Genomic DNA, 26,313 nt, shown 5'->3' with positions numbered 1-26,313 from the left:
TATACATGAAATAAGAACTTTAAATGGTGGTCTTTGAAGCCATATTCACGTCTCAATGCCTCTCAAGAAAAAATCAAGCGTAGGGCTAACCTGTGCGGTTAACGAATATTTCTGACCAGAAATCAACCAAGAGGTAACGACTTCATCCATACCTCCAAAAATGAGGAGTCTTACCAATTTAACGTCTAAATCGGATCGGAAGCTGCCGTCGTGCTTTCCTTTTTCTAATATATTTTCGATGAGGATAATATATCTCTTAAGGGCAAGACCAATCTCTTTACGAAGCTCCAAATCACTTTGACGAAGCTCAATTTGTGTGAGGTAGGCCATATGAATGTTGTTTTCCAGCTCGCTAAAATGGATCTCACAGATTTTGCGCAACGCATCCTTCGCGCTCGTGCTTTCACGGACAGCGAGGTTGAATTTCTCAACGAGTTCGCCTAATTTCTCTTGAAAAAGACTAGTTAAGATATCCTCCTTCTTTTTGAAGTAGAGATAAATGGTGCCATCCGCGACGCCGGCTTCTTTGGCAATGCGCGATACTTGGGATTTATGAAACCCGTTTTCCGCAAATACTTTCATAGCTCCTTCGAGAATCGCATAATACTTGTCTGGTTTTTTGCCACTTGTCAAGGAGATCACCTCGGTGTTAGAATACAAATATCGGTGAATGAATACTCATTCATTTTCGTAATTTCATCATAAAATACGCAGTACGCCTTGTCAACGACTTATTCCGCTTAACCAAGCATGTAGGGAGGTTTGTCGGCTTACTCTTCACAATGAAGCAGGTTTCTACTCTTATCTAAAAAGGGACTAATGGAATTTGCTTTTTTGCGATTCATGAATGTAAGCGTTAACAAAAAATGTGGAGATATAAGGGAACGACGTTCCAAAGCATGTTAACAAATTAAATAAAGGAGGGTCCAACATGACCGGTACGCTGATTCAGTTTCTCCTTTTTCTGGCGGTTACGGGTTTGGCACTCTACGGGTTCGGCCGGGTTGTGTATCACCGATATTTATATATCCAGTTGGGGAAATCGGTGGATTTAAAGAAGGAAGCTAGCTTAAGGCTCAAGGGGTTTGCGGTTCAAGTGTTTGGCCAGACGAAGTTATTGAAGGATAAAAAGAGCGGCATTATGCATATCGTGATTTTTTATGGCTTCATTATTCTACAGCTAGGTGCCTTGGACCTTATTTTAAAAGGATTAATTGACCGAGGGTTACCTATCCCTGGTTATGACTACTTCACCCTCATGCAGGAAGTAACGGTTGGGTTGATCGTGTTGGCCATGGGCTACGCGACCTATCGGCGCTATATCGAAAAGCTTAAACGCCTTAAGCGAGGCTGGAAGCCAAGTATAGTCGTGTTTTTTATCATGTTCCTGATGTTGTCAGTCGTCATAAGCGGTGGGTTTGAACGTGTACGCGAGGGTCTCCCAGCTTCAGGCTTCGCTCCTCTGACATCGGTTTGGGCAGCATTATTCGAAGGAATGACACCTTCAGCGGCAACGGTTGGATTCTATATAGGCTGGTGGATGCATCTCCTGATTCTGTTATCTTTTCTTATTTATGTGCCGCAGTCCAAGCATTTTCACATTATTACCGCTCCGATCAACATACTTCTTCGGCGTACGGAGCCGACGGGTAAGCTCGCGTCCTTGAATTTGGAGGATGAAGATGCGGAGACATTCGGTGTTGGCAAGATTGAGGAATTTACGCAAAAGCAAATGCTGGATCTCTACTCCTGTGTAGAATGTGGTCGTTGTACGAGCGTGTGTCCCGCTAATACGACAGGTAAGCTGCTATCCCCGATGCATCTCATAACGAAGCTGCGCGATCATTTGACGGAGAAAGGCGCAGCCATAACCTCGAAGTCGCCTTGGGTGCCTGCCATGGTGTTCGCGCCGGAATCGCAGGGGAATGCACTTGAGGTTGAACTCATCGGCGGTGTGATCACCGAGGAAGAGCTGTGGGCTTGTACAACCTGTAGGAACTGTGAAGATCAATGTCCAGTAGCGAATGAGCATGTGGATAAAATCATTGATATGCGCAGGCACTTGGTGCTGACGCAAGGCAGTATGCCGCATGACGGTCAGCGCGCGCTCCAAAATATCGAAAGACAAGGTAATCCGTGGGGAATCTCCCGCAATGATCGTGTGAAATGGGTCAAAGAGGTTGACCCAGAAGATGCTCTTGAGGTGCGAACGGTCAAGGAAAATCCGACATTTGAGTATCTGTTCTTCTTAGGATCAATGGGTGCCTATGATAATCGCAGCCGCAAAATAACGCATGCATTCGTGAAATTAATGAAGGAGGCTGGTATCTCTTTTGCCATATTAGGAAACGAGGAGAAAAATTCGGGAGACACGCCGCGTCGGATGGGGAATGAATTCTTGTTCCAACAGCTATGTGCGGACAATATCGCTACTTTTCAAAAGTATAAAGTCACAAAGATCGTTACGACATGCCCGCACACGTACCACACGTTCAAAAATGAGTATCCGGAATTTGGCTTAACCGCCGAGGTATTTCATCATACAGAATTGTTGGATTTGTGGGTAAAAGAGGGACGCTTGACTCCGCAATACGAGGTCAATGAACGCATAACGTACCACGATTCTTGTTACTTAGGTCGTTATAACGAGGTGTATGAGGAGCCCCGTAATGTGTTGCGGGCGATTCCAGGCGTGGAACTTGTGGAACAAGCGCGATCTCGTGAGAACAGCATGTGCTGTGGAGCGGGCGGAGGTATGATGTGGATGGAGGAAACAGCGGGTACACGTGTGAATGTGGCGCGTACGGAGCAGCTGCTGAGCGTCAAGCCAACGGTGATCTCCTCGGCGTGTCCGTATTGTTTGACGATGGTGGAGGATGGCACGAAGCTGAAAGAAGTAGAGGATCAGGTAAAAGCGCGAGATATCGCGGAAATTCTTGCACAATCGGTGTTTGGTCTATCGAAAAACTTTTAGGAGATGATCTCATGACAACTATTCGTACGGCAGCGGTAATCGGTTCGGGTGTAATGGGTTCCGGTATTGCTGCGCATTTAGCCAATGTAGGTATTCCTGTTTTGTTGCTTGATCGTGTACCAGAGCAGCTAACGCCACAAGAGGAAGCAGCAGGTCTTACGCTCGATCATCCTAAAGTGCGGAATCGCTTTGCAGTGAGTGCCTTAGAGAAGCTTGCGAAAACAAACCCAGCACCCTTGTATAGCGAAGCTTTTGCCTCGCGTATCACTCCGGGGAATATCGAGGACGATTGGGCGAAATTGAGCCAAGTAGATTGGATTGTTGAAGTCATTATCGAAAATTTGCAGGCCAAACAAGAGCTGATTTCTCGGATTGAAAAGGTGTGGAAGCCTGGTACGATCGTTTCGTCGAATACGTCAGGGATTTCCATCAATGCCATGGTGGAGAACGCTGGAGCTGCATTCAAGAAACATTTCCTAGGGACTCATTTCTTTAATCCTCCGCGCTATATGAAATTACTGGAAATTATTCCGAATGAACAGACGGATCCTGCAATCATATCGTTTATGAGTGATTTTTGTGAGAAAAAGCTTGGAAAAGGCGTTGTGCAAGCGAAAGATACACCTAATTTTATAAGTAATCGGATTGGTACTTACGGTTTGTTGATTACTTTAAGAGAAATGCTGTCCAAAGGCTATACGGTTGAAGAGGTAGATGCGGTTACAGGACCTGCCATGGGGCGGCCGAAAAGCGCGACCTTCCGCACACTGGATCTCGTTGGTCTCGATACGTTTGTACATGTGGCGAACAATGTGTTTGATCTTGTGACGGATCCAATTGAGAAGGATGTCTTCGATACGCCTGCTATTTTGAAAGAGATGGTAGCCAAAGGGTGGATCGGCGAGAAGCAAGGTCAAGGTTTTTATAAGAAAGTGAAAACGGCTGAAAGCAAGGAAATTCAAGCATTGAATTTAGAGACAATGGAATACTCGGCAGGTCGTAAAATCAACTCAGCATCCTTAGAAGCTTCGAAACAAGCGAAGGGGACTGTCGCTAAGATTAAAGCCTTGTTGGGTGCGAAGGATCGGTACTCGGAGCTGGCGTGGAACATTTTGAAGCCTGTTCTTCTATATGCGGCTGAGAAACGAGATGAAATCGCAGACAACATTGTCGACATTGATAATGCACTCAAGTGGGGCTTTAACTGGGAGTTGGGACCTTTTGAGACGTGGGATGCGATTGGCTTGAAACGTTCGGTAGAACGCATGGAAGCAGAAGGCAGCACGGTGCCTGAATGGGTAAAATCGTGGATTGCAGCCGGGCATGACAGCTTCTATGAGCGCAAAGAGGGTCGAATCTTTGCCATATTAAATCAGGAGCTCGGCGAGGTAGAGTCCAAACCTGAGATCATTTCGCTTGCGGCGCTCAAGCAGCAAAACAAAGTCATCCGCTCGAATAGCGGTGCAAGTTTAATTGATATCGGCGATGACGTAGCTTGCTTGGAGTTCAATTCACCGAACAATGCCATTGGGGCGGATATTCTCACGATGATTCAGCAGAGTGTTGATGAGGTACGTAGTAATTATAGGGGACTTGTTGTGGCCAATGAAGGTAAAAACTTCTGCGTTGGCGCAAATCTGATGCTGCTATTGATGGAAGCGCAGGACGGCGAGTGGGATGAAGTGGATGGCATCATTCGGTTATTCCAGAACGCGATGTTGAAGCTGAAAAGACTGGATAAACCGGTCGTCGCTGCTCCGCATAAAATGACGCTCGGTGGTGGCGTAGAGGCCTGTATGCCGGCGGACCAGACGATTTTCTCGGCCGAAACGTATTATGGACTCGTTGAGACGGGTGTTGGGCTTATTCCAGCCGGAGGCGGCTGCAAAGAGCTGGCGCTGCTGGCCAGTCAGCAAGTGAGAGATCCGGAGGTTGATCTGCAGCCGTGGATCAATGCAGCGTTTGAGACGGTGGCTATGGCGAAGGTATCCACAAGCGGCCATGATACGAAACGTCTCGGCTATATGCGAGCGCAAGATTCCGTTGTGGTCAAAACAGATCATCGGATTTATGAGGCGAAGCAAGCGGTGCTTCGGATGGATGCGTCTGGCTATACACCGCCAGCGCAAGAGAAAATCCGTGTCGTGGGCGAGAACGGAAAGGCGGTAATGCAGGTCGGCGCCTACACCATGCGCCAAGGCGGGTACATCAGTGCGCATGACCAGCTGATCGCGAATAAACTTGCACATGTATTGGCGGGAGGCAATGTACCTGCTGGGACGCTAGTATCGGAGCAATACATGCTGGATTTGGAACGCGAGGCTTTCTTGAGTCTATGCGGTGAGCTCAAGACGCAGCAGCGGATGCAGTTTATGCTCTCGAAGGGTAAGGCTTTGAGGAACTAGCTTGTTGGCAGTGTTGAGCTAGGAGAGACGGTAGAAGCGCAAGCTTTCCAGATAAATATACGGATATTCTGATGTGTTGTATGGGATTTATACCCAATTATTCTAATGAGGTGAGTTCGATGAAGGAAGCCGTCATTGTTTCTATAACACGCACCGCTGTTGGGCGGGCGAAAAAAGGGAGTTTCGCGCAAACACGCGCGGAAGATCTAGGCAAAGCCGTACTCGAAGAGGCGGTACGGCGCGTACCCGGACTCCACAAAGGGGATGTCGAGGACATCATTATCGGGTGTGCGATGCCCGAAGGCGAGCAAGGGCTGAACTTCGCCCGCACGATGTCGCTGTATGCGGGCTTTCCCGTGACCGTGCCGGCGATCACGGTCAATCGCTTCTGTTCCTCCGGCTTGCAAGCCATCGCTTATGCGGCGGAGCGCATCATGCTCGGCCACGCCGAGGTGATCATCGCCGGAGGCGTTGAGAGCATGAGCCACGTCCCGATGACGGGCTTCAAGCTCTCGCCGCATCCGCGGCTGGTCGAGACCATGCCCGAGGTCTACATGGGCATGGGGCATACGGCCGAAGCCGTCGCAACGCGCTTCGGCATCTCGCGCGAAGCGCAGGATGGCTTCGCAACGCGCAGCCATCAGAAGGCAGCGGCGGCCATCGCAGCCGGCCGCTTCACCGATGAGATCGTGCCGGTGAGCACGAGCGTGAAGGGCGTAGACGAACGAGGCAAAGCCTACGTTCGTGAGTACGTGTTTGCCACGGATGAGGGCGTTCGCCCTGATACATCCGTGGAGACCTTAGGCAAGCTGAAGCCTGCGTTCAGCTTGGGGGGTTCTGTGACGGCGGGCAACGCGTCACAGACGTCGGACGGCGCAGCGGCGGCCGTGCTGATGAGCCGTGAGCGCGCGGAAGCGCTCGGTCTGAAGCCGATGGCGACGTTCCTGTCCTTCGCGCTTTCCGGTGTGGAGCCGGAAATCATGGGCGTTGGCCCCGTCAAAGCGATCCCGAAGGCGTTGAAGATGGCTGGTATTTCCCAAGATCAAGTCGATCTCTTTGAGATTAATGAAGCTTTCGCTTCGCAGTGCGTTCATATCGTTCGCGAACTGGGAATTGATGAGGAGAAGGTCAATGTAAATGGGGGAGCGATTGCACTGGGTCATCCACTTGGCTGTACAGGTGCAAAGCTTTCAACGAGTTTAATTTATGAACTGCAGCGCCGAGGCGGTGGGTATGGAGTTGTGTCGATGTGTATCGGCGGCGGAATGGGAGCGGCTGGTGTTTTTCAAGTTCATGCAGCGGAATAGGAATCATTCATTGTAGCTATCATCAATTTCATTTTCAGCATCCACATTTAAAGGAGAGTTGACTCATGACGAACAAAGTCGTTGGCGGAAGCTTTGTGATATTGGATCTTGATTTTCATTCTATCGTAACACCGGAGGATTTCACGGAAGAGCATCGCATGATTGCGGAAACAACGCGTGACTACGTGAATGGGGAAGTCATGCCAAATGATGAGCATCTAGAAAAGCTGGATTATGATTTGACCGTTAAGCTCATGCGCAGTGCAGGTGACCTTGGGTTGCTGGGGGCGGATGTGCCAGAAATCTATGGCGGACTTGGGTTGGATAAAGTTAGTTCCACGATCATAAGCGAGAACTTAGCGCGTGCCTCATCGTTTGCCTTATCCATTGGCGCACATGTCGGCATTGGAACGCTGCCCATTGTGTTCTTCGGTACACCGGAGCAGAAGAAAAAGTATCTGCCTGATTTAGCGACTGGGGCGAAAATTGCTGCCTATTGCTTAACAGAGCCGACTTCTGGATCGGATGCGCTTGGCGCCAAAACAACGGCTCGCCTTTCCGAAGACGGAAAGCACTACCTCTTAAACGGCTCCAAGCTGTATATTACCAACGCCGGCTTCGCAGATATTTTCATCGTCTATGCGAAGATTAATGGAACGGACTTCACGGCATTTATCGTAGAAAAGGGTGATCCTGGCTTTACGATGGGACCTGAAGAAAAGAAAATGGGGATTAAAGGCTCATCTACGCGTCCCTTATTTTTCGAAGATGTGAAAGTGCCTGTAGAAAACCTGCTCGGAGAAATCGGCAAAGGCCATCTCATCGCTTTTAATATTCTGAACATCGGTCGTTACAAATTGGCTGTGGGTTGTCTAGGTGCATCCAAAGAAACCATTGAGCTTGCAGTGAAATATGCGAATACGCGGCAGCAATTCCAGACCCCGATTTCGCGATTCCCACTAATTGGCAAAAAACTGGCAGAGATGAATATTCAAACGTATATCCTAGAGAGTATGGTGTACAGGACGACAGGTTTATTCGATACGATCCTTAAGGATATTGACCATTCGAGTCCAGAGGCAGGCAAGATTTCGGCGAAAGGTATTTCTGAATATGCGCTAGAGTGCTCGATCAATAAGGTATTTGCTTCGGAAGTTTTAGACTTTGTTGCGGATGAAGGATTACAAATTCACGGTGGTTACGGCTTCATTCAAGAATATAAAGTAGAACGGATTTATCGCGACTCGCGGATTAATCGTATTTTCGAAGGAACGAATGAAATTAATCGTTTGCTTATTCCAGGTACATTGGTGAAGAAAGCGATGAAAGGTGAACTACCTTTGCTACAAAAGGCGCAAGAACTGCAAGGTGAATTGCTTGCCTATATGCCAGGCCAAACATTTGAAGGCACTTTGGCGGAAGAAGCTCATTTGGTGGCGATGGCCAAAAAGGTCTTCCTCATGGTTGGCGGGCTTGCCGTTCAGAAATATGGCATGGCGCTTGAGAAAAATCAGGAAGTTTTGAGTAACCTTGCGGATATCATGATTCAAATTTTTGCAGCGGAAAGCGGGCTATTACGGACCCAAAAGCTCATTCACAAGCTTGGTGAAACGAAGGCGACCAATGCCATTCAGCTTACGACGGTATTTATTCATGAGGCTTTTGACAAAATTGAGGCATATGCGAAAGAAGCGCTCAGTACGATGGAAGAAGGAGATGTGCTTCGGACTCAACTTTCCATACTCAAGAAACTGTCTAGACGCAGCAGTGTCAATACTGTGGGGTTGAAGCGCGACATCGCCGCACGTGTAATTCAGGGTGAGAAGTTCATCGGATGAGTCTGGGGTGTCAAGAACCTGAAGGGGATGGTTTTGTATGAGGGAGACAAAGCCTTGGCTGCGTCATTATCCATCGGAAGTGGCGCCGACTTACGAGTACCCGAAACATAATCTAGCACGTCTGTTGGTTGATTCTGCAAATCAATTTCCCGAACGGCCTGCCTTGTATTTCTTGGGTAAAAAGCTAACGTATCGCGAATTGCTTCATGCGTCTTATCAATTTGCTCACGTGTTAATGGATCTTGGGGTGCGTCCAGGGGAACGGGTATCGATTATGCTGCCGAATTGTCCGTCCGCCATCATTGCGTACTTCGGAACTTTGATGATGGGCGGGATTGTCGTGATGACGAATCCGCTCTATGTGGAGAGAGAGCTGATTCATCAGCTCTCTGATTCAGAAGCTGTCGTCATTGTGACGTTGGATCTGTTGTTCGATCGCGTCCAGAAAGCGAAATCAAGGACATTTCTTCGCAATGTGATCGTGACGTCGATTAAGGACTATTTACCATTTCCAAAGAATCTGTTATATCCGATTAAAATGAAAAAGGATGGCGCCAAGCTAGATGTCACCTATGGTGATGGTGTTTATGCATTTAAGAAATTACTTCGCGCTGCTTCTGCTTCGCCGATTTGTGTGGATGTCAATGCCGATGAAGATATCGCATTGCTCCAATACACGGGGGGAACAACGGGTCTGTCTAAGGGTGTCATGCTGACACACACTAACTTAATCGCCAATACGTATCAGACGAGTCATTGGTGCTATCAAGTACAGCCTGGCGGAGATCGTTTCTTAGGGGCCATTCCTTGCTTTCATGTCTTTGGTTTGACTGTTTTGCTGAATCAAGCTATGTTTCGGGCAGGGATGTTAATCCTCATCCCAAAATTCGATATTGATATGATTTTAGATACGATTCACAAATTAAAACCTACCATTTTTCCAGGTGCGCCTACCATGTATGTAGCGTTAATCAATCATAAACGGGTGAAGGAAGTTGATATTTCTTCAATTAATGTTTGTGTAAGCGGTTCAGCGCCACTGCCTTTGGAGGTTCAAGAGCGATTTGAAGCATTGACCGGAGGTAGATTAATTGAAGGCTATGGCCTGACAGAGGCTTCTCCCGTCACGCATTCCAATCCCATTTGGGGATTTCGTAAAATAGGGTCCATTGGCGTTCCTTTTCCAGATACAGTTACGAAAGTAGTGGATTCTGACTCTGGCGAAGAAATGCCGATAGGTGAAATCGGAGAAATTATTATCAAAGGCCCTCAAATTATGAAGGGCTATTGGAAGCGTGAGCAAGAAACGGCTAAGACGATCAAAGATGGCTGGCTATACACCGGGGACATGGGGCGCATGGATGAGGATGGTTTCTTCTCGATCGTTGACCGGAAGAAGGATTTAATCATTGCAGGTGGCTTTAATATTTATCCGCGCGATATTGAAGAAGTTCTCTATGAGCATCCAGCGATTCTAGAAGCGGCTGTAGCGGGCGTTCCGGACGAATACCGAGGGGAAACCGTGAAAGCGTTTATCGTACTGAGAGAAGGGATGACGCTCACGGAGAAAGAGCTCGATGTTTGGTGCAGAGAACGATTGGCTGCATATAAAGTACCTCGTAAAGTAGAATTTCGGCAGTCTTTGCCGAAAACGATGATTGGCAAAGTGCTCCGGCGGCAATTACTAGAGGAAGAAGTGAAGCAGTAAAATAGCTTTGCTATCATGCGTAGGGGCAGCCCTTACAAAGAAGGAGGGAGTCCAATGGATGATGGAAATGATCGTATAATAAGAAGATTGCAGCAGCTCGCCGCAGCAGCGGAGCCCACCTTCTGGGGCTATCTGGGTTGTGAATTTGTAGATCTGAAGGACGGCGTCATAACGATCGCTTTGGATGCGAAACCGCATCATTTGAATCCGATAGGGATGGTTCATGGCGGCGTCACATCTTCGTTGTTGGATACAGCTATGGGAATTATTGCGATGATAGCGAGGCCAGAAGAGAAGGTTGTGACAACAAACTTGAATGTTCATTTTGTGTCGCCCCTCTATGCTGGAAGACTGCTTGTGACAGCGGAGCTTGTCCATCAATCACGTAAAATGATTACAGCACAAGGTCGTGTTGAGGACAGCGAGGGTAATTTGGGGACGATTGCGACAGGGTCGTTTCGTGTGATTTAGACGAAAGCTTCAGCATAAGGAGCCTTCATTACCACGAGGATAGTGGTCATGGAGGTTCTTTTCTATATTTGATGTCATATAATATTACATAAAAATGATAATTTTCATGAAAATTTCATAAAATTGTATTCGATGTCATGTTTTGTGACGTAAAAACATTGACTGTTACCATTTAGTCATCCTATAATCGATTAAAAGGCATAGGGGGGAAGCACGATGCATCTTACCATTCGTGAAGCGTTGGCGATTTATCCTTTAACAGAAGCGAAGCTAGTCGCCGGGAAACAAGGTGAGTCCCGAATTGTTAAATCGGTTAATGTTATGGACGCACCTGATATAGCAGATTGGACGAAATCAGGTGAAATGTTGTTTACTACGGCATTCGCGATGAAAGACAGCCCGCAAGAAACCGTGAACCTCCTGCGCAAATTAAATGACCGCGGAGCCGCAGGTCTGGGGATTAAGCTCGGGAGATTTTGGACGGAGCTGCCGCAAATCGTCATGGATGAGGCGGATCGATTACATTTTCCAATTATTGAAATGCCCTTTCAATTTACTTTTTCAGATCAAATGAATGCGCTGTTTAACGCTGAATATCGTCGGAATACAGAATTGCTGCAGACGGTACTCGAAAAGCAGAAGAAACTGATGCAATTCGGGTTGAAGCAAGATAATATGATGGCCATGTTTCAACTCGTCAGCGAAATTCTAGGGTATCCCACAGCAGTCGTTGGAGCAAGAGGCCAAATTTTATATAACACAAGTACGTGGAGTTCAGATCAGCTTGCTCAAAACTGGCCGAAAAAGCGTAAATCAGGCTGGGTGTATGCAGGAAAAGATAGAGCGTATCGCGTTAGTTTACAACAACAAGATGATGAGCCATTAGGCCATTTGTTAATTATTCCGGATGTCGTCTTGCTTGCAACAGTCGAGGAAGGTTTGTTCCAACAAGCCGCAGATATTCTGACCTTTCATATGAGTTATACGTTCCGTTCCCATGTGGAAGCTTCAGCAGAGCGGGATTTGCAGAATAATCTGATCCGCTATTTGGAGAAAGGGACGTCGCTTGAGGAGTTCATGGAGCAGGCGGAAGCGAGAGGCCTATTCATTTTTACAGGTGCTTACCAGTGTGTAATAGGGAAGAGCAAGAAGGAGTCATTGCTTCCAGATCCTACGAATGAAAAGCTCAAAGAATTAAAGCAATATATGGACTCGCATTCAAAATCAAGCAACTTGCGAGGTCATCATTTTATTTTGAAGGATCACATGTTCTCGATTTACTCCACCACACAAGCGGATGGCTTTCCCGAAGAAGAGCTATCGCAGCTTTTAAGCAAATATGACGGGGAAGCTGGCAACGCATCTGATAAAGATGGCATAGTGTTTTACACATCTGCTCTGAAAGTGAAACCCACAGCACTTCGCGAAGCGTACCTGGAATGTGGTGAGACTGGGCGGATGGCAGAGAAGCTCTGTTTGCCGGACCGCGTAGTGCATTATGAAACGATCGAATTCGCTCATCTCTTCCAGCACTTGTCATCTCCGATGATGGAAGATTACTGTGCCAAGATCCTGCGCCCTCTCTTAGAAAAGGATCCGGAGTACTCACAAGAAATGATTCGTACGCTTGAAGTATTTATTCGAAACGATGGTCAAGTCAGTGAGGCGGCAAAGCAATTATTCATTCATCGGAATACGGTTACGTATCGTTTGGAGAAAATTAGTGATCTTCTGCAAGTTGATTTCAAAAAAGTAAATGATCTCTTGAAGCTGAAGGCTGTCTTTCTTTTCCGTCAGTTCTTGCAAGTGAGATCTTAAGTTAACAGAACCCGAAGTTGCCAGTGAGGCGCTAAGGGTTTTTTGTTATGTGTAAAGCCATGCTGACGCGGATTGTATTGGTGGAACTTAATGTGAGAATTTATTTAGGCCTGTTCTTGTCGTGATATAGATGGATTTTCTGTAGTTAATTTTTGGATATTTCCGTTCAAATGGGTAATAGCTTGATTTCATACAGTTAAATTCTAGCTTTATTACCGATTTGAGCAATTACGAGAGAATTACCTGTACATTTTCCATCTATATCGAGTTCTCGGGGGAATTTCTTCAAAATAGATGTACAATTTCCAGTTATTACCCATCGCATTACCCAATCCGGTCGGGCCCCCCCCCGATAGTTTATAAACTATTTTCATCCAAATGCAGATGGTAACTGGTCAAATAGTTTTAAACTTAGTATTGAACTTAGGTTAGCAGTGAACGTCAAAGTTCCGAGAAGCGTGTAAGTTGCATAAGCAATGTCGTTACCTTATAATTTTGAGGAGAGAGTAGAGAAAGGAGATGTGAAACATGTCTGCATGGAAAGAGTTAACGACGTTATCCGAGTGGCAGGAAGTGCTTGATCGTTCCAGCGAAAAGCCTGCTGTCGTTCTGAAGCACAGTACAACTTGTCCGGTAAGTGCGAGCGCACTTGATGAATATGAACAATATTTATCTGGCACACACAATGAGGCTGTGGATTATTTCTTGGTGAAGGTGATTGAGTCACGTCCGGTTTCGAATCAAATCGCAGAGGACCTCGGTATCAAGCATGCATCCCCGCAAATTCTTTATTTCAAAAATAAAGAATCCATATGGAATACATCCCACTGGTCCGTGACGAACAAACATATGTCCGCGGTATTGGACTAATTCTGTAACGCATATAGCCCTTCGTTTTATCTACGTGATGTAGGTGAATCGGAGGGTTTTTTCATGCGATTGATTAATTGAACGTCGTTTAAAAAAGATTGGCAAGCCGAACATCCTCCTATATACTTATTTGGCGACAACAAGAAGGAAACTTTAAATTAAGGAGTTACATAACATGAATGCGATGAATAAAACGAAAATTCCCATCCCGATCTTTCTCTTAATCGGTATTATTGCCATATCTTTTTCCTCTATATTTGTAAAATGGTCAGACGCATCAGCCTCCGTCATTGCCATGTACAGACTATTTATGACGAATGTATTAATGCTGCCTTTTTTATGGACGTTTCGCAAAGAGTTTCAGAGAATTAAGATGAGAGATTGGCTCCGCACCGCCATATCTGGTATTGCGCTTGGTTTGCATTTTTTATTTTGGATGGATTCGCTGCGATTCACAACGGTAGCTAGCTCGACAGCGATTTTGACCCTGGAACCGATTTTTGTACTTGTAGGAGCATTTCTGCTTTATGGCGTTCGGACAAACCGTACTGCAATCATATCGATGTGTATCGCGATTGTCGGAGCCATTTGCATCGGGTGGGGCGATTTTCAATTCTCGGGAGAAGCATTGAAAGGCGATGTGCTGTCATTCATTGGAACGATCGCTGTTGCGTTTCATATGTTACTTGGCAAAAGCTTGAGAGAGCGAATTTCTGCGTTTGTGTATAGCTTTCTCGTATTCTTATTTGCCGGGCTAACACTCACCGTAACGAATGTTTATTCGGGTGAAGCATTCACAGGCTATCCGATGAAGGAATGGGGGATCTTTTTTCTTTTAGCCTTCGTTTCCACGATATTCGGACACTATGTGTTTAACTGGCTGCTGAAATATATGAAAGCTTCTTCCGTATCGATGACGGTGCTAGGAGAGCCGCTGGGTGCGTCGATATTGGCCTATTTCTTGTTAGGTGAAACGATCACGACGATGCAGCTGTTGGCTGGTTGTTTGCTGTTAGTTGGTGTAGCCTTGTTCTTGCGAAGTAATGAGAAACCATAAGCATGACTTGCGTCCTTTTATTGAACAAAGGTAAATAAGTGAATTTGAGATGGAGGCAGGGGACACATGAGGTTTCGAGATTTTCATCGCAATGTAAAATTAAGAATTGGCCTATCTTTCCTATCTGGCACGGCAAATAATATGGTGCTGCCATTTATGTCGATTTACTTCTCTGGGAAATTAGGAGATACACTGGCCGGATTGGTTGTTATTCTTGGCATTCTCGCTGGCGTCGTTGCCGGTATCATCGGCGGGTACTATTCGGATCGATTTGGCAGGAAGAAGCTTATGCTCGCCGCAGAAATTGGCTGGATGGTCTGTTTCCTACTCATGGCAGCAGCGAATTCGCCGTGGTTTGAGTCACCTGTCACAACTTTCATATTGATGATAATAGTCAGCGTATTCTGGGGGATTCATGGACCCGCCAATGAGGCCATGCTACTTGATGCAACGCTACCTGAGGAACGTAAATTCATGTATGCCATTATGTACTGGATGAATAATTTATCCTTTGCTATCGCAGGTATGGCTGGTGCATTTTTATTTAAATCGTATTTGTTTGAATTGTTTATTGCCTTGTCCGTGATAGGGTTGATTACCGGTATCATTACATATCTGTTTATTCAGGATGATTATAAGCCACAAATGATAGGGAAAAGCGATAAATCGAAGGGGAATCGTCCTTCCATTTGGACCAATTACCGCATGGTGCTTCGTGACAAGACGTTTCTGATTTTCACAATTGCTTCTTTATTGTTGGTTTCGGTGGAGTTTCATCTGGGTAACTACGTGGCTGTTCGCTTGGGGAAAGAGATGGTAGATACGCCTTTGCTACCTTGGCTCACCGACGCTTGGCGGATTGATGGCTTCAAGATGCTAGGGTTTATGCGTACGGAGAATACCGTGCTCGTGGTTGTTCTCTCGGTGTTTATGGGGGTACTGATGCGTAGATTCTCGGATCGTAGAGTACTCTTTATTGGATATACCTGCTATATTGCGGGCTATAGTTATCTGGCCTACAGTAATCAACCTGGTTTACTCTTGCTCTCCATGTTGATTGCTACTGTAGGTGAATTGATGTATGTCCCGATTAAGCAAGCCTACCTCGGCAACCTGGCACCCGACCATGCGCGCAGCTCCTATATGGCCCTATACGGCATGGTATATAGAGGAGCTACGTTTCTAGGCGGTCTTGGGGTTATCCTTGGCGGCATGCTGTCTTCCTGGCTGATGGCTTCATTGATCGCACTCAGTGGTGTGATCGGTATGGTGATGTTTTATACCATTCTTGCACAGCTGGAAGATCGGAAACACGGTCATTTTGCTGCCGCAAATTCTTCTTTTATGGAAGCTAATAAGGCAGGCTTAGAAAGTACTTCATAAGCGGTGTAGGCTAGCGCTTTAGCCGTGAATAGCATGCTGTCTAGTGCAGGCTCCGTCATGGCAAGATCGCGGAACTCTTTCGTGTGGAGCAAATGCCGCTCGTTGACTACCTTCACAAAAGGGTGAATGGTTGGGCATTGCGTCGAGACATTGCCGAGATCAAGGGACCCGTGATCTTTACCGATTTCAATTTCCTTCGGGTTGATTCCAAGCTCGAACAACTGATCAGTGAACACGCCCGACAAGGCTTCATTCGTGCGCAGCTCATCATACGAGTACTCGTAGAACGAAGTTTTCAACGTACAGCCGGTTTGCAGAGCAGCACCTTCAGCACAGTGAAGCACTTTTTGGACTAGCTCGTTCGTGTACGTGCGTGTAGCTGAGCGGACGTAAAATCTAGCAACAGCATAATCTGGAATGATGTTAGGCGCTTTACCGCCTTCACTGATGATGCCGTGAATGCGCGCATCTGTCTTGAGCTGCTGGCGCAGCGCATTAATGCTGTTGAATAGCTGCAAGACTGCGTCAAGCGCATTGATGCCTTCGTATGGTTGTGCCGCGGCGTGTGCGGAGCGGCCGAAGAATTCATATTCGATGGCATCCATCGCCAGTGATTCGCCTGATTTCTCATAAGCATAATAAGGATGTGCCATGAGCGCGATATCGACGTCGTGGAAAAGCCCCGCTGCTGCCATAGGAACTTTGGCGCCTTTGGTTTCTTCAGCAGGCGTGCCGTAGACGCGGATGCTGCCGCCTGTTTCTGCTAAGGCCGCTTTGAGGCCGATTGCAGCCCCGATGCTCATCATGCAGATGAGATGATGTCCACAAGCGTGACCGAGTTCAGGGAGCGCGTCGTACTCGGCCATGAAGGCAACAACGGGTCCTGGTTTGCCTGAGTCGTACGTTGCAATGAAAGCGGTAGGAATATCTAGAACACCACGTTCGACCGCAAAGCCATGGTAGGCGAGTTCCTCCGTTAAACGAGCACACGCAAGGAATTCTTCATGCCCAAGTTCCGGGTTTGCCCCGATAAAACGGGAAATATCTTTGAATCTTGCTGCATTGCTTTCTATTGTTTGAGCGATCGTTGATTTCATGAGAAGTTGGCTCCTTTGTTGAATGGTTCTTCAGTCCATTGTAGTATATAGAAGCAAGAACTACCAAATGCAACGTCATATGGCTGCGAGCAGGATCATTTATGTAGATGAGAAAGTGGAGGGATCGACAATGATGAAATATGGGGCAGAGCATGAGGAACACCGATTTAGCTTATGCTTTCTTGAAGCTGAGAGCCGTGGTCAGTGGCAGGATGTTTATTTAGGTATCCAATTGGAAGAAGGGGAAGAGCTTCCTGAGGGGCTGATTGCTCCGTCTATCCTTGTGATTTGCAATACCAATGGAGAAATTGTACAAATTGTCCTGCATGATGAAGGCTGTGATAGTGAATTCCAATTCACGTATGCAGAGAAAGCGCAAATCGAAAATTATGTGAATGAGCATGTAAGCGCCAAAAAAACGACGAATGATCCCCTGTAGGTATCCCTTCCCAAACTGGGCGGAGGCGCATATAGTAATATACGTCATGCTTTAGGGGAGAGGATAGCGATGGAAAAAAGAATTCAATATTTGGCGTTTGGTGATTCTTTAACCGTTGGTTATGGTGCTGAGGAAGGTCAAGGCTTCGTTTCGGTGTATCGACAAAGGTTGGAATGTCTGCTGAATGTGCCTGTTACCTTACGTCATGCTGGCACCAATGGTGCCACGACAGCGCAGTTGCTAGAGACTATCGAGTCTGATCTACAGCTTCAGAAGGATATTAAAGAAGCGACTCTCATTACAATTACTGCAGGCGGAAACGATCTCATTCAAGCCGCAATTCCTTTCTTTTATGACGGAGATAATACGGTACTCAAAACGGCGTTACAAACGTATGAGTCCAACTATCGTAAACTCATTACGCAAATTGAAAAGCTGCGGCAAGGCATACAAACCCCGTACTTACTGGCCTTAATTGGTTTATATAATCCATTACCGCAAATACCGGATGCTGCCTATTGGGTGCAGCGTTTTAATCTATTTCTGCGGAAACTAGAGCAGCCGCATATACAAATCGTGCAAGTGTATGATGCTTTTGTCGGTCAAGCGGCACGTTTTTTATCTGAGGATGCCATTCATCCTAATGAATTAGGTTATGAGAAGCTAGCGAACCAGCTAGAGGTAACCGTAACTTTGCAGCAACTCCAGCAGTTGTTTATCTAAATGAAGCTATCTCACATACCCGAAAACGGAAATGAAATGACAGGCGCTGCCAGCCAGCACGAATAGGTGCCATATGGCATGGTGATAGGGAATGCGCCTCCATACATAGAATATCGAACCCAGTGTGTAAAAGAGTCCGCCTACAACAAGCCATACGATACCGCCTAGCGGCAATTGCGTGTAGAGCGGCTTGAACGCGATCGCGATCAACCAACCCATAATGATATAACATAAGGTTGAAACAAGGACGAATCTTTTTACGAAAAATAACTTCAACACGATGCCAATGAGGGCTAAGCCCCATATGACGCCAAAAAATGACCACCCTAATGTTCCTCGTAACGTAACGAGCAGATAGGGGGTGTAGCTTCCGGCGATTAATACATAAATGGCGGAGTGATCCAGGACTTCGAAAATATCTTTTATTTTCGTCTGTGTCACACTGTGCAGCAGTGTGGAACACGTATACAGAAGTACTAGCGCTGCACCGAAAATGCTGAAGCTTACGATATGCCAGGCATTTCCGTGCGCGCAAGCTTGTACGATGAGCAGAACGAGTGCTGCGATGCTAAGGATAACGCCAATCCCATGCGTGAACGCATTCGCTTTCTCTTCCTTGATGGAATATTGCATAATGAACACTTCCTTCTTTGTACGAATGGAGACTCCCTATATAGATTGGACGATGAAACGATGTATTTACCTTCATTTCAACTGAATAATAAAGTTGCCTTAGTGACCGGAGCCGGGAGAGGTATTGGACGAGCTCTTGCGATTGGCTTGGCAGAGGCGGGTGCTGATGTCGCTCTCTTCGCTAGAACGGCTGCAGATCTTGAAAACGTCGCGAAGGAAATTCGCGCTTTAGGTAGACAGGCCTATCCGTATACCGTGGACGTTACGAATCGTGAACAAATTGAAGAGGCGGTCGCGGCTATCATAAACCAGACAGATCGCATCGATATTCTCATCAATAATGCGGGTATGAACATTCGTAGTCAAGCTTTGGCTGTGACGGATGAAGAGTGGGATACAATCATGCAGACGAACTTGAAATCCGCGTTTTTGTGCTCACAAATTGTCGGTCGCCACATGCAGCAGCGTGAATACGGGCGAATCATCAATATTGCATCAGTTGCAGGTCAGGTAGCGCTTCGAACAGGTGTCGTATATGCGGCAACGAAAGCGGCGATGATCCAGATGACCAAAGTGCTTGCACTCGAGTGGGGGAAATATGGCATTCTAGTAAATGGCATTGGACCTTGGTATTTCAAAACGCCGCTGACAGAGAAAATTTTGAATCAGCCGGATTATTTAGCGGAGATTATTGCGCGCACGCCGCTGCGTCGTGTTGGTGAGTTAGAGGAGCTAGTCGGACCTGCGGTATTCTTGGCTTCCGATGCGGCTAACTACGTCACGGGACAAACGCTGTTCGTGGATGGCGGCATGACGATTTACGGATTTTGACGAAAGATGTCTAAAATTGTAGGATTGAGCTTTCCGTATAGTTCTATTATACTATTCACAAACATGGACAAAAGATAGTTTGTATCAATTTAGAAGTATCATGTAGATAGGTGGTAGGATCGGATGTCCCGTGTTCGTATTTTTACAGATAGTACGTGTGATTTAAATGATGAACTTCTGCAACGCTACCAAATCGAGGTAGTTCCCTTATATGTCATTTTTGAAGAACAATCGTTTAAAGATCGCGTTCATATAAATGCCAATCAACTCTTTGACTTGGTTACGCAAACAGGGAAGCTTCCCAAAACTGCCGCACCTTCGCCAGGTGATTTTGAGCGCGCCTTTGCGCCAGTTATTGAAGCAGGTGAGGATATTGTTTATATTGGCTTATCCTCTGAATTGTCGTCTACGATCCAGAATGCAATGATTGCCGCAGCGAATTATCCGGATGGTAGAATTAGGGTGATCGATTCTCGAAACCTATCGACAGGTATTGGCGTACTAGTAGTTAAGGCTGCACAAGCTGCGCTAGACGGGCGAAGTCTATCTGAGATTCAAACGATCGTTGAATCGTATATTGGTAAAGTGGAAGTATCCTTCATTATTGATACCTTGGAATATTTACATAAAGGTGGCAGATGTTCGAGCGTGCAGGCTTTTATCGGTAGTCTTTTGAAAATTAGACCTATTGTCCAAGTCATCAATGGTGCTATGCAATTAACGGACAAAGTTAGAGGTAGACGCGAGAAAGCGCTTAAACAACTTTTGGACAATGCGCTGGCTTTTAAAGATGAGATGGATACGGATTTTATGTTTATCACGCATGCGCAGGCTCATGAAGAAGCTGCTTATGTCAAAGAACAAATACTCATGCACACAAAGATGAAAAACGTATTTTTGACGGAAACCGGTTGCGTCGTTTCGAGCCACTGCGGACCACATACGGTAGGTATTGTTTTCGCCAAAAAATAAGAAATGAGTGGACACCCATGACGACAATCAAGATTATCACGGACAGCAGCTGCGACCTTCCTAGAAGTACTGTAGACGAAATAGGAGTAGGGATCGTTCCCCTATCTGTTCAATTTGGCGAGGAATGCATGCCGACAGATATGGATCTTGCCGATTTCTATGCAAGGATGAAGCGGGAGAGCGCGTTGCCTAAGACCTCAAGCCCATCACCTGGGCACTTCCTAAGTGAGTATCAGAAGGGTGGTCCGGATCAAGATATTCTTGTGATTTGTCTATCATCGGCTTTAAGCTCTACGTACCATCACGCGGTTATGGCGAAAGAGATGCTGCAGGAAGAAGGTTTTACAGGCCGCATCGAAGTGATCGATTCGAAAACAACTTCGCTTGGATTGGGTGTGCTTGTCTATCAAGCAGCTCAGCTGGTAGCCAATGGCATGTCTTATGAAGATGTTGTAGCTGCCATTCAGCAATCCGTAACGAGCTCTGGGACGTTCTTTTTCTTAGATACACTAGAGAATGTAATTAAAGGCGGGAGACTCGATAGAGTGCGAGGCGCAGTGGCTTCGGTCTTGAATATTAAGCTTCTCATGAAAGCTAGTGAAGAGGGCGCGATTGAAGTTGTTGAGAAAATTCGCGGCTCACAGCAAGCCTTGAAGCGCTTAATCTCATTTCTTGGTGATAAAGAGCATGATTACGAGAAGGACGTTATTGCGATCGCACATAGTAACTGCGAAGCAAGGGCGCGTGAGTTCATGGCTCAGCTCTTGGAGAAGCATCCGTTTCGTAATGTGCTGTTCTCCAATATGGGGACAGTAATTGGCACCTATGCAGGTGAAGGCGGAGTATTGGTCGCCTATTAATGAATTGAAGAAGACACCTATTTCCCGATCGAAATGGATCGGTAAGTAGGTGTCTTTTTGGTATTTACTGCGGAAACTGCGTCGTTATGATCTCCGTTTGATCTAAGGTTACAAGCGGCGACATATCCCCCGTCACTAGTAGCCAGAGCTCATGAAGGGCACGTGTGCAACCGACATAAAGTAATTTGGCATCCATAAGCGTCGATTCATAGTGTTCCGCTGTAACATCCATCAGGAGAACTGCGTCAAACTCTAAACCTTTGGTCAAATAAACGGGCAGCACAGAAATTCCGCCGCGATAGACACGTTGCTTGGAGGTGATTAGATTCGTCTCGATCCCATCAAGCGTTAAAGCTTCATGCAGCTCTTGAGCTTGCTTCTCGGTTCGGGCAACGACTGCGATGGTGCTGGAGGTGCCAGATTGCAAGATTTGGATGGCTTGCCGCAGCAACGGCAGTCGCTCTTTCAGAGACGTTTGCAGCACACGAACTTTATTTCCGCTGCGGAAGACGGGAACAGCCAACAGAGGGTTACTTACGCCGCGCTGAAGGACGGAATTCGCAAATTGGATGATTTCCATTGTGGAACGATAGCTTCGCTCCAGTTCGAAATACCCTGTTTCTTCCTCTTGGAATAGGCTGGAAAATTCTTTCCATTCCTGTATACCTTGATAGGCATGAATGCCTTGTGATAAGTCACCAAGAATCGTGAATGAGCTATTACGTGTGTACGCATCTAACACCGCGACTTGGAACGGTGAGAAGTCTTGCGCTTCATCAATAACGACATGATCGAACAATCGATCCGATGAAATGCCATGAAGTCGTGTATGAATGTAAAGGAGAGGAGCGAGGTCCTCGAGCTGTACTTCTTTCTTTTTGAAAAGCTTCGCAGATGCCGTCACGATGGACTCCGGTATGTCCTGAAGCAGATCTGCGGGTAAGCTGTCTGGTCGACCTTTGTCGGTGAACAGCATTTTATAGAACGTGAATGCCGTATATTCAGGCCAAGCCGTTAGATAAGTGCGCAGCTTTTGAGCTGACTTCTTCTTCAGTTCTTTTTTCAAGCTTTGCTCCCAAACCTTCTCAAGCTGGATCTCCATCCACCTCTTGATCCGCGCAACGACGCGCTCACGACGTTTGATCATGGGGTAATGCTTGTTCTCCACGAAAAACCATTCGCGAATGGTGGAGATTGGCAGCTTGACGCCATCCCAAGGCGAAAAATCCGCAGTAGGAACATAAGTTGTCTCAAGGCGGTTCAGACAATCATCCAAGTAATGTTTGAATGCGATGGCACCCTTGAAACGCCCTGGTGCCTGGTCATCAACCGGAGGACGCTTGCTTCCGAGAGCAAACCAACGCTGCAGCGTAAGTTCTTGGTCTGCGATTTGCACTTCATGATCGAGCACATCAAGTGCCCAATCTGTAAAGGTGCTCTGTTGAATATTGCCGACCCCGAGCTCAGGCAATACGCCTGAAATATAGTCCAAGAACATCGAGTTGGGCGCGAAAATAATCATACGTTCCGCCCGAACCTGTTCGCGGTATTGATAGAGAAGGAATGCGAGGCGGTGCAGAGCTACGGTTGTTTTACCGCTTCCTGCGACCCCTTGAATAATGAGTGCTGTGTTCTTTGCGGCACGGATAATTCGATCTTGCTCCGCTTGAATTGTGGAGACGATATCGCGCAGCTTGTTATCTTTATTTTCGCCTAATCGGTAGAGCAAGAACTCATCACCGACAGAGAGGGAGTCTTCATTGCGATCGTATGTATCGACAACACGTTGGAGAATTTGCTTGCGCACAACTAGGTTTCGCTTCAAATAGACTAAGCCGTTGATTAGACCGTCCGGCGAATCATATGAAGCGGCGTCCAAGCCGCCTGTGAAGGAATAGAATAGGCTTGCAACTGGAGCGCGCCAATCAATGACCAGAAGTCGGCCTGTTCGCTCGTCTTCAACGCCGGCTTTGCCGATGTAGAGCGGTAGAGGTGAACCAGTGCCTGTTTCTTCGAAGTCCAGGCGGCCGAAATAGGGCTCATCAATGGCTTTGGATAAATTGTGCCTGCCGTTCTCACGCAAAACTTCAAGGGCCTGCTCAGTTAAATCGGGACCGTAATAGACCGGAGTTGCTCTAAGGCGCTCCAGTTGTTTATCGATTTCCTTATTCGTCTGTTCGAGCCTTTGCAGTTCTTCTTGATAGGCACTTTGAGTCTTTGTGTCCAAGATCAGTTACCTCCTAAGATCAGATGTTGTCTATGGATATATCATAAACAGGTAAACACTATAACACACCTGACTGGAGATAGAAAGCGATTCTGGAAAATCTTCGTCGTATCATTTGGGCTTCTGTGGAAAGGAATGGTATACTCAGATGGTATGCATTTTAATTGATGGAGGCGAAGAGATTCATGTCGATTTATGATATCGAGGTCAAAACGATTACAGGCGAAACACAAACACTTTCAGCATATAAAGGGAAGGCGCTTCTCATTGTGAATGTTGCAAGTGCTTGCGGGCTTACTCCGCACTATAAGGGACTTCAAGCGCTTTATGAGCAATACCAAGATCAAGGTTTGGTCGTACTCGGTTTTCCTTGTAATCAATTCGCTGGTCAAGAGCCTGGGACGAATGAAGAGATCCAAGCGTTTTGCGAGCTGAACTACAAAGTGACGTTCCCGTTATTTGATAAAATCGATGTAAAAGGTGAACATGCGCATCCGTTGTACACGTACTTGCTTAGCCATACCCCAGAACCTTACCGTACGGGCGAAATTGAATGGAATTTCGTGAAATTCTTAGTTGACGCGAATGGTAATGTGGTTAAACAATACAGTGCGCGTACAGAACCAGCGGACATTGGTACAGATATTGAAGCTGTTTTAGCATAATTGGAGAAGAGAGGTGGACGAGCAATGGGGTCCCGAAACGGGTTTATTTATGCCCATCCCGATGATGAAACATTCTTAAGTGGATGTCTCATTCGCCGTCTAGCTGACGAAGGAGAAGAGGTTCTCTTGCTTCTTGCCACGCGTGGTGATGCAGGTAGACAAGGGTTAGAGCGTGCGCAGAATCGGCAAGAATTAGCCGAATTACGAGAGCAAGAGATGCAGGTAGCAGCGGAAATCCTAGGGATTTCAAAGGTTGAGCACTTAGGCTGGCCAGACGGTCAGTTAGATGAAGTTGATTTTCAAACATTAGTGCAACAGATTATCACGTTTATTCAGCGTCATGAAGTGGAGATTGTTTATACGTTTGCCGAAGATGGCGGTAATGGTCATCGTGACCATATTGCTATTTCCAAGGCGACAACGGCAGCGGTACATAGTGGAGCATGTCCAAGTGTAAGGAAATTGTATTATGCTTATTCTCCATTACTGCGCACCCAAGGACATCAACCTTCTATTCTTGTTGATACGGAGACGTTGTGGACTGTGAAGGCTGCAGCGCTTAAAGCTCATCAAACACAGCATGTTACTATTGGGAGACACTTTGGCAATCTCATTGATTTTCCAGAGGAGAGACGGTGGGAAGCCTTTGTGCTCGGTTGGCAGGATGGCGTTAACTGGCCAAAGTCGGAATCATAATCGTTTCAGGTTATAAATGAAAGGAAGGTGATAGGGATGCCTCTTCATGCACGAATTGAAGCGATTCTTATCGCAGACGATCCTGCGACATTCGTAACGAGAGAAATTGAGCAGGTGGAGCTGCGATTTGGCGGCATAGAAGGTGATCGTCATTTCGGAATTTTTGCCAAAGCGGATGTACGTCAACCCATGTACAAGCGTGGCCGAGAGATTATGAATCGCCGTCAGCTTAGCATCGTTTCGGTAGAGGAACTGCAGGGAATTGCTGAGCGGATTGGCGTGAAGGAGATCCAACCAGCCTGGTTAGGTGCGAATATCGTCGTTAGCGGTGTACCTGAGTTAACTAAGCTGCCAATGGGAATCCGGATGATGCTCCCTAGTGGCGGAGGGCTTGTATGTGAAGGGGAGAATGAGCCATGTTCGGGTCCGGGGCGTGTCATTGCGGAACATTATGGCGATCCCCTGCTTACGAAGCTTTTTATTCAACGAGCACAGCAAGCTAGAGGGATTGTTGCCTATGTCGAGCATCCAGGTGAGCTCAGGGTGGGCGACATTGTAGAAATTCAGAATTAATTTCTGATGTACCCCCAGAAACTGAACAGCCATTACGAATGAGCATATAGAGCAGGTCATTCAACGTTTCTAGGGGAGTGTAAGAATGTCTCTTTGCAATTGTGATAAATGTGGGCAAGTGTTCCTCGCGACAAGGGAAACGAGATGTACAAGCTGTTCGCTGCTAGTTCTAAGCGATTCGAATAAAGTGAAGGATTTTGTTCGAAAGCATCCACGTGCGACACTTATTGAAATTTACCATCAAACAGGGGTCTCCTTGCAGACAATAAAGGAATTAATGAGAGCATAACCGCATGAGCAGAAAAAGGAGCTTTCCCGTATGCCGCATATGATTATAAGGGGGATCAGCGTTCCGCAAATCCAAGCTATAAGCACAGCGCTTATTGCGGAGTTAGCTGATGTCTGTTCCTGTGGAATAGACAACTTCATGTTGGAATGTCTGCCAACCGTCTCCATCTTTCAAGGCGAGATTTGTGAAACCTATCCCTTTATCGAGGTAGGCTGGTTCGAACGCGGGCAAGAAATTCGTGATGCCTATGCAGAGGTCCTGACGAAGCATATCTTGTCACTTGGGATACCTGAGGTAGAAATTGCTTTTAAGGTATACCGAGAAGATAGTTATTATTGGAATGGCAAGTTAGTCTAACTGGAAAATCTGAATTTACCTTCAATTCCACTTTAAGTGGTGTTGGAGGTTTTTGGTTTTTTTTTTTGTGCCAAAAGTCATATTTCACGCGATCGATATTGCAGGCGTTTATAAAGTGGG

Annotated in this window: 23 protein-coding genes; 19 read left to right on the top strand and 4 right to left on the bottom strand. The window is 46.5% G+C overall.

Translation table 11 applies throughout. The features are described from left to right. Nucleotides 1-45: 45 nt before the first annotated feature. Nucleotides 46-633, bottom strand: coding sequence for a fatty acid metabolism transcriptional regulator FadR (gene fadR, locus AC58QG_RS07375; RefSeq protein WP_497361443.1), 588 nt, complete (start codon nt 631-633; stop codon nt 46-48). Nucleotides 634-931: 298 nt separating this feature from the next. Here fadR and AC58QG_RS07370 point away from each other — a divergent pair, with 298 nt between their 5' ends. The 10 genes from AC58QG_RS07370 (at nt 932) to AC58QG_RS07325 (ending at nt 15,831) form a co-directional block, all read left to right on the top strand. Next, a complete protein-coding gene (locus AC58QG_RS07370; RefSeq protein WP_497361442.1) occupies nt 932-2,974 on the top strand; it encodes a (Fe-S)-binding protein in 2,043 nt (680 codons plus the stop codon). Between the two features lie 11 nt (nt 2,975-2,985). Further along, a complete protein-coding gene (locus AC58QG_RS07365) occupies nt 2,986-5,379 on the top strand; it encodes a 3-hydroxyacyl-CoA dehydrogenase/enoyl-CoA hydratase family protein (RefSeq protein WP_497361441.1) in 2,394 nt (797 codons plus the stop codon). Nucleotides 5,380-5,498: 119 nt separating this feature from the next. Beyond that, on the top strand, nt 5,499-6,686 hold the full coding sequence (locus AC58QG_RS07360; protein WP_497361440.1) for an acetyl-CoA C-acyltransferase: 1,188 nt from the start codon (nt 5,499-5,501) through the stop codon (nt 6,684-6,686). Between the two features lie 65 nt (nt 6,687-6,751). Further along, nucleotides 6,752-8,524 (top strand): acyl-CoA dehydrogenase FadE, encoded by a 1,773-nt coding sequence (locus AC58QG_RS07355; RefSeq protein WP_497361439.1) that lies wholly within the window; start codon nt 6,752-6,754, stop codon nt 8,522-8,524. A gap of 37 nt (nt 8,525-8,561) precedes the next feature. Continuing rightward, complete coding sequence (locus AC58QG_RS07350) at nt 8,562-10,232, top strand: long-chain-fatty-acid--CoA ligase (RefSeq protein WP_497361438.1); 1,671 nt, start codon at nt 8,562-8,564, stop codon at nt 10,230-10,232. Between the two features lie 54 nt (nt 10,233-10,286). Next, the gene (locus AC58QG_RS07345) at nt 10,287-10,703 is read left to right on the top strand and encodes a PaaI family thioesterase (protein ID WP_497361437.1); all 417 of its coding nucleotides are present in this window, start codon (nt 10,287-10,289) and stop codon (nt 10,701-10,703) included. A 216-nt stretch (nt 10,704-10,919) separates the two neighbouring features. Next, entirely contained in the window at nt 10,920-12,521 is a 1,602-nt protein-coding gene (locus AC58QG_RS07340; protein ID WP_497361436.1) for a PucR family transcriptional regulator, read from the top strand. 528 nt (nt 12,522-13,049) lie between these two features. Further along, nucleotides 13,050-13,391 carry a bacillithiol system redox-active protein YtxJ gene (gene ytxJ, locus AC58QG_RS07335; RefSeq protein WP_497361435.1) on the top strand — a complete coding sequence of 114 codons (342 nt, stop codon included), beginning with the start codon at nt 13,050-13,052 and terminating at the stop codon, nt 13,389-13,391. A gap of 175 nt (nt 13,392-13,566) precedes the next feature. After that, nucleotides 13,567-14,448, top strand: a complete 882-nt coding sequence (locus AC58QG_RS07330; RefSeq protein WP_497361434.1) for a DMT family transporter — start codon at nt 13,567-13,569, stop codon at nt 14,446-14,448. 66 nt (nt 14,449-14,514) lie between these two features. Continuing rightward, nucleotides 14,515-15,831: an MDR family MFS transporter gene (locus AC58QG_RS07325; RefSeq protein WP_497361433.1), complete on the top strand. Its 1,317-nt coding sequence runs from the start codon at nt 14,515-14,517 to the stop codon at nt 15,829-15,831. Here AC58QG_RS07325 and AC58QG_RS07320 read toward each other — a convergent pair. Continuing rightward, a complete protein-coding gene (locus AC58QG_RS07320; protein ID WP_497361432.1) occupies nt 15,765-16,928 on the bottom strand; it encodes a M20 family metallopeptidase in 1,164 nt (387 codons plus the stop codon). The two genes, AC58QG_RS07325 and AC58QG_RS07320, sit on opposite strands and share 67 nt — an antisense overlap. Nucleotides 16,929-17,058: 130 nt before the next feature. Between AC58QG_RS07320 and AC58QG_RS07315 the strand changes: the two genes are divergently transcribed. Then, nucleotides 17,059-17,367: a hypothetical protein gene (locus tag AC58QG_RS07315; RefSeq protein ID WP_497361431.1), complete on the top strand. Its 309-nt coding sequence runs from the start codon at nt 17,059-17,061 to the stop codon at nt 17,365-17,367. A gap of 69 nt (nt 17,368-17,436) precedes the next feature. Then, on the top strand, nt 17,437-18,090 hold the full coding sequence (locus AC58QG_RS07310; RefSeq protein WP_497361430.1) for a GDSL-type esterase/lipase family protein: 654 nt from the start codon (nt 17,437-17,439) through the stop codon (nt 18,088-18,090). Nucleotides 18,091-18,096: 6 nt separating this feature from the next. On the opposite strand, the gene trhA is transcribed toward AC58QG_RS07310, so the two are convergent. Continuing rightward, complete coding sequence (gene trhA / locus AC58QG_RS07305) at nt 18,097-18,723, bottom strand: PAQR family membrane homeostasis protein TrhA (RefSeq protein WP_497361429.1); 627 nt, start codon at nt 18,721-18,723, stop codon at nt 18,097-18,099. A gap of 60 nt (nt 18,724-18,783) precedes the next feature. Here trhA and AC58QG_RS07300 point away from each other — a divergent pair, with 60 nt between their 5' ends. The 3 genes from AC58QG_RS07300 (at nt 18,784) to AC58QG_RS07290 (ending at nt 21,386) form a co-directional block, all read left to right on the top strand. Next, nucleotides 18,784-19,554: an SDR family NAD(P)-dependent oxidoreductase gene (locus AC58QG_RS07300; protein WP_497361428.1), complete on the top strand. Its 771-nt coding sequence runs from the start codon at nt 18,784-18,786 to the stop codon at nt 19,552-19,554. 123 nt (nt 19,555-19,677) lie between these two features. Further along, nucleotides 19,678-20,526: a DegV family protein gene (locus AC58QG_RS07295; RefSeq protein ID WP_497361427.1), complete on the top strand. Its 849-nt coding sequence runs from the start codon at nt 19,678-19,680 to the stop codon at nt 20,524-20,526. A 17-nt stretch (nt 20,527-20,543) separates the two neighbouring features. Beyond that, nucleotides 20,544-21,386, top strand: coding sequence for a DegV family protein (locus tag AC58QG_RS07290; RefSeq protein ID WP_497361426.1), 843 nt, complete (start codon nt 20,544-20,546; stop codon nt 21,384-21,386). A gap of 64 nt (nt 21,387-21,450) precedes the next feature. Here AC58QG_RS07290 and AC58QG_RS07285 read toward each other — a convergent pair whose 3' ends face one another. Next, nucleotides 21,451-23,613, bottom strand: a complete 2,163-nt coding sequence (locus AC58QG_RS07285; RefSeq protein ID WP_497361425.1) for a HelD family protein — start codon at nt 23,611-23,613, stop codon at nt 21,451-21,453. Nucleotides 23,614-23,798: 185 nt separating this feature from the next. Here AC58QG_RS07285 and AC58QG_RS07280 point away from each other — a divergent pair, with 185 nt between their 5' ends. The 4 genes from AC58QG_RS07280 (at nt 23,799) to AC58QG_RS07265 (ending at nt 26,193) form a co-directional block, all read left to right on the top strand. Beyond that, on the top strand, nt 23,799-24,278 hold the full coding sequence (locus tag AC58QG_RS07280) for a glutathione peroxidase (protein ID WP_497361424.1): 480 nt from the start codon (nt 23,799-23,801) through the stop codon (nt 24,276-24,278). Between the two features lie 24 nt (nt 24,279-24,302). After that, nucleotides 24,303-24,974: a PIG-L deacetylase family protein gene (locus AC58QG_RS07275; protein WP_497361423.1), complete on the top strand. Its 672-nt coding sequence runs from the start codon at nt 24,303-24,305 to the stop codon at nt 24,972-24,974. 36 nt (nt 24,975-25,010) lie between these two features. Then, nucleotides 25,011-25,547, top strand: a complete 537-nt coding sequence (locus AC58QG_RS07270; RefSeq protein WP_497361422.1) for an MOSC domain-containing protein — start codon at nt 25,011-25,013, stop codon at nt 25,545-25,547. Nucleotides 25,548-25,866: 319 nt separating this feature from the next. After that, on the top strand, nt 25,867-26,193 hold the full coding sequence (locus AC58QG_RS07265) for a DUF1904 family protein (RefSeq protein ID WP_497361421.1): 327 nt from the start codon (nt 25,867-25,869) through the stop codon (nt 26,191-26,193). Nucleotides 26,194-26,313: the final 120 nt, after the last annotated feature.

It is taken from the genome of Paenibacillus sp. J22P169, from assembly GCF_059691995.1.
Note: the sequence above shows the minus strand (reverse complement) of the source record. Positions and strands in the feature narration are given on the sequence as shown.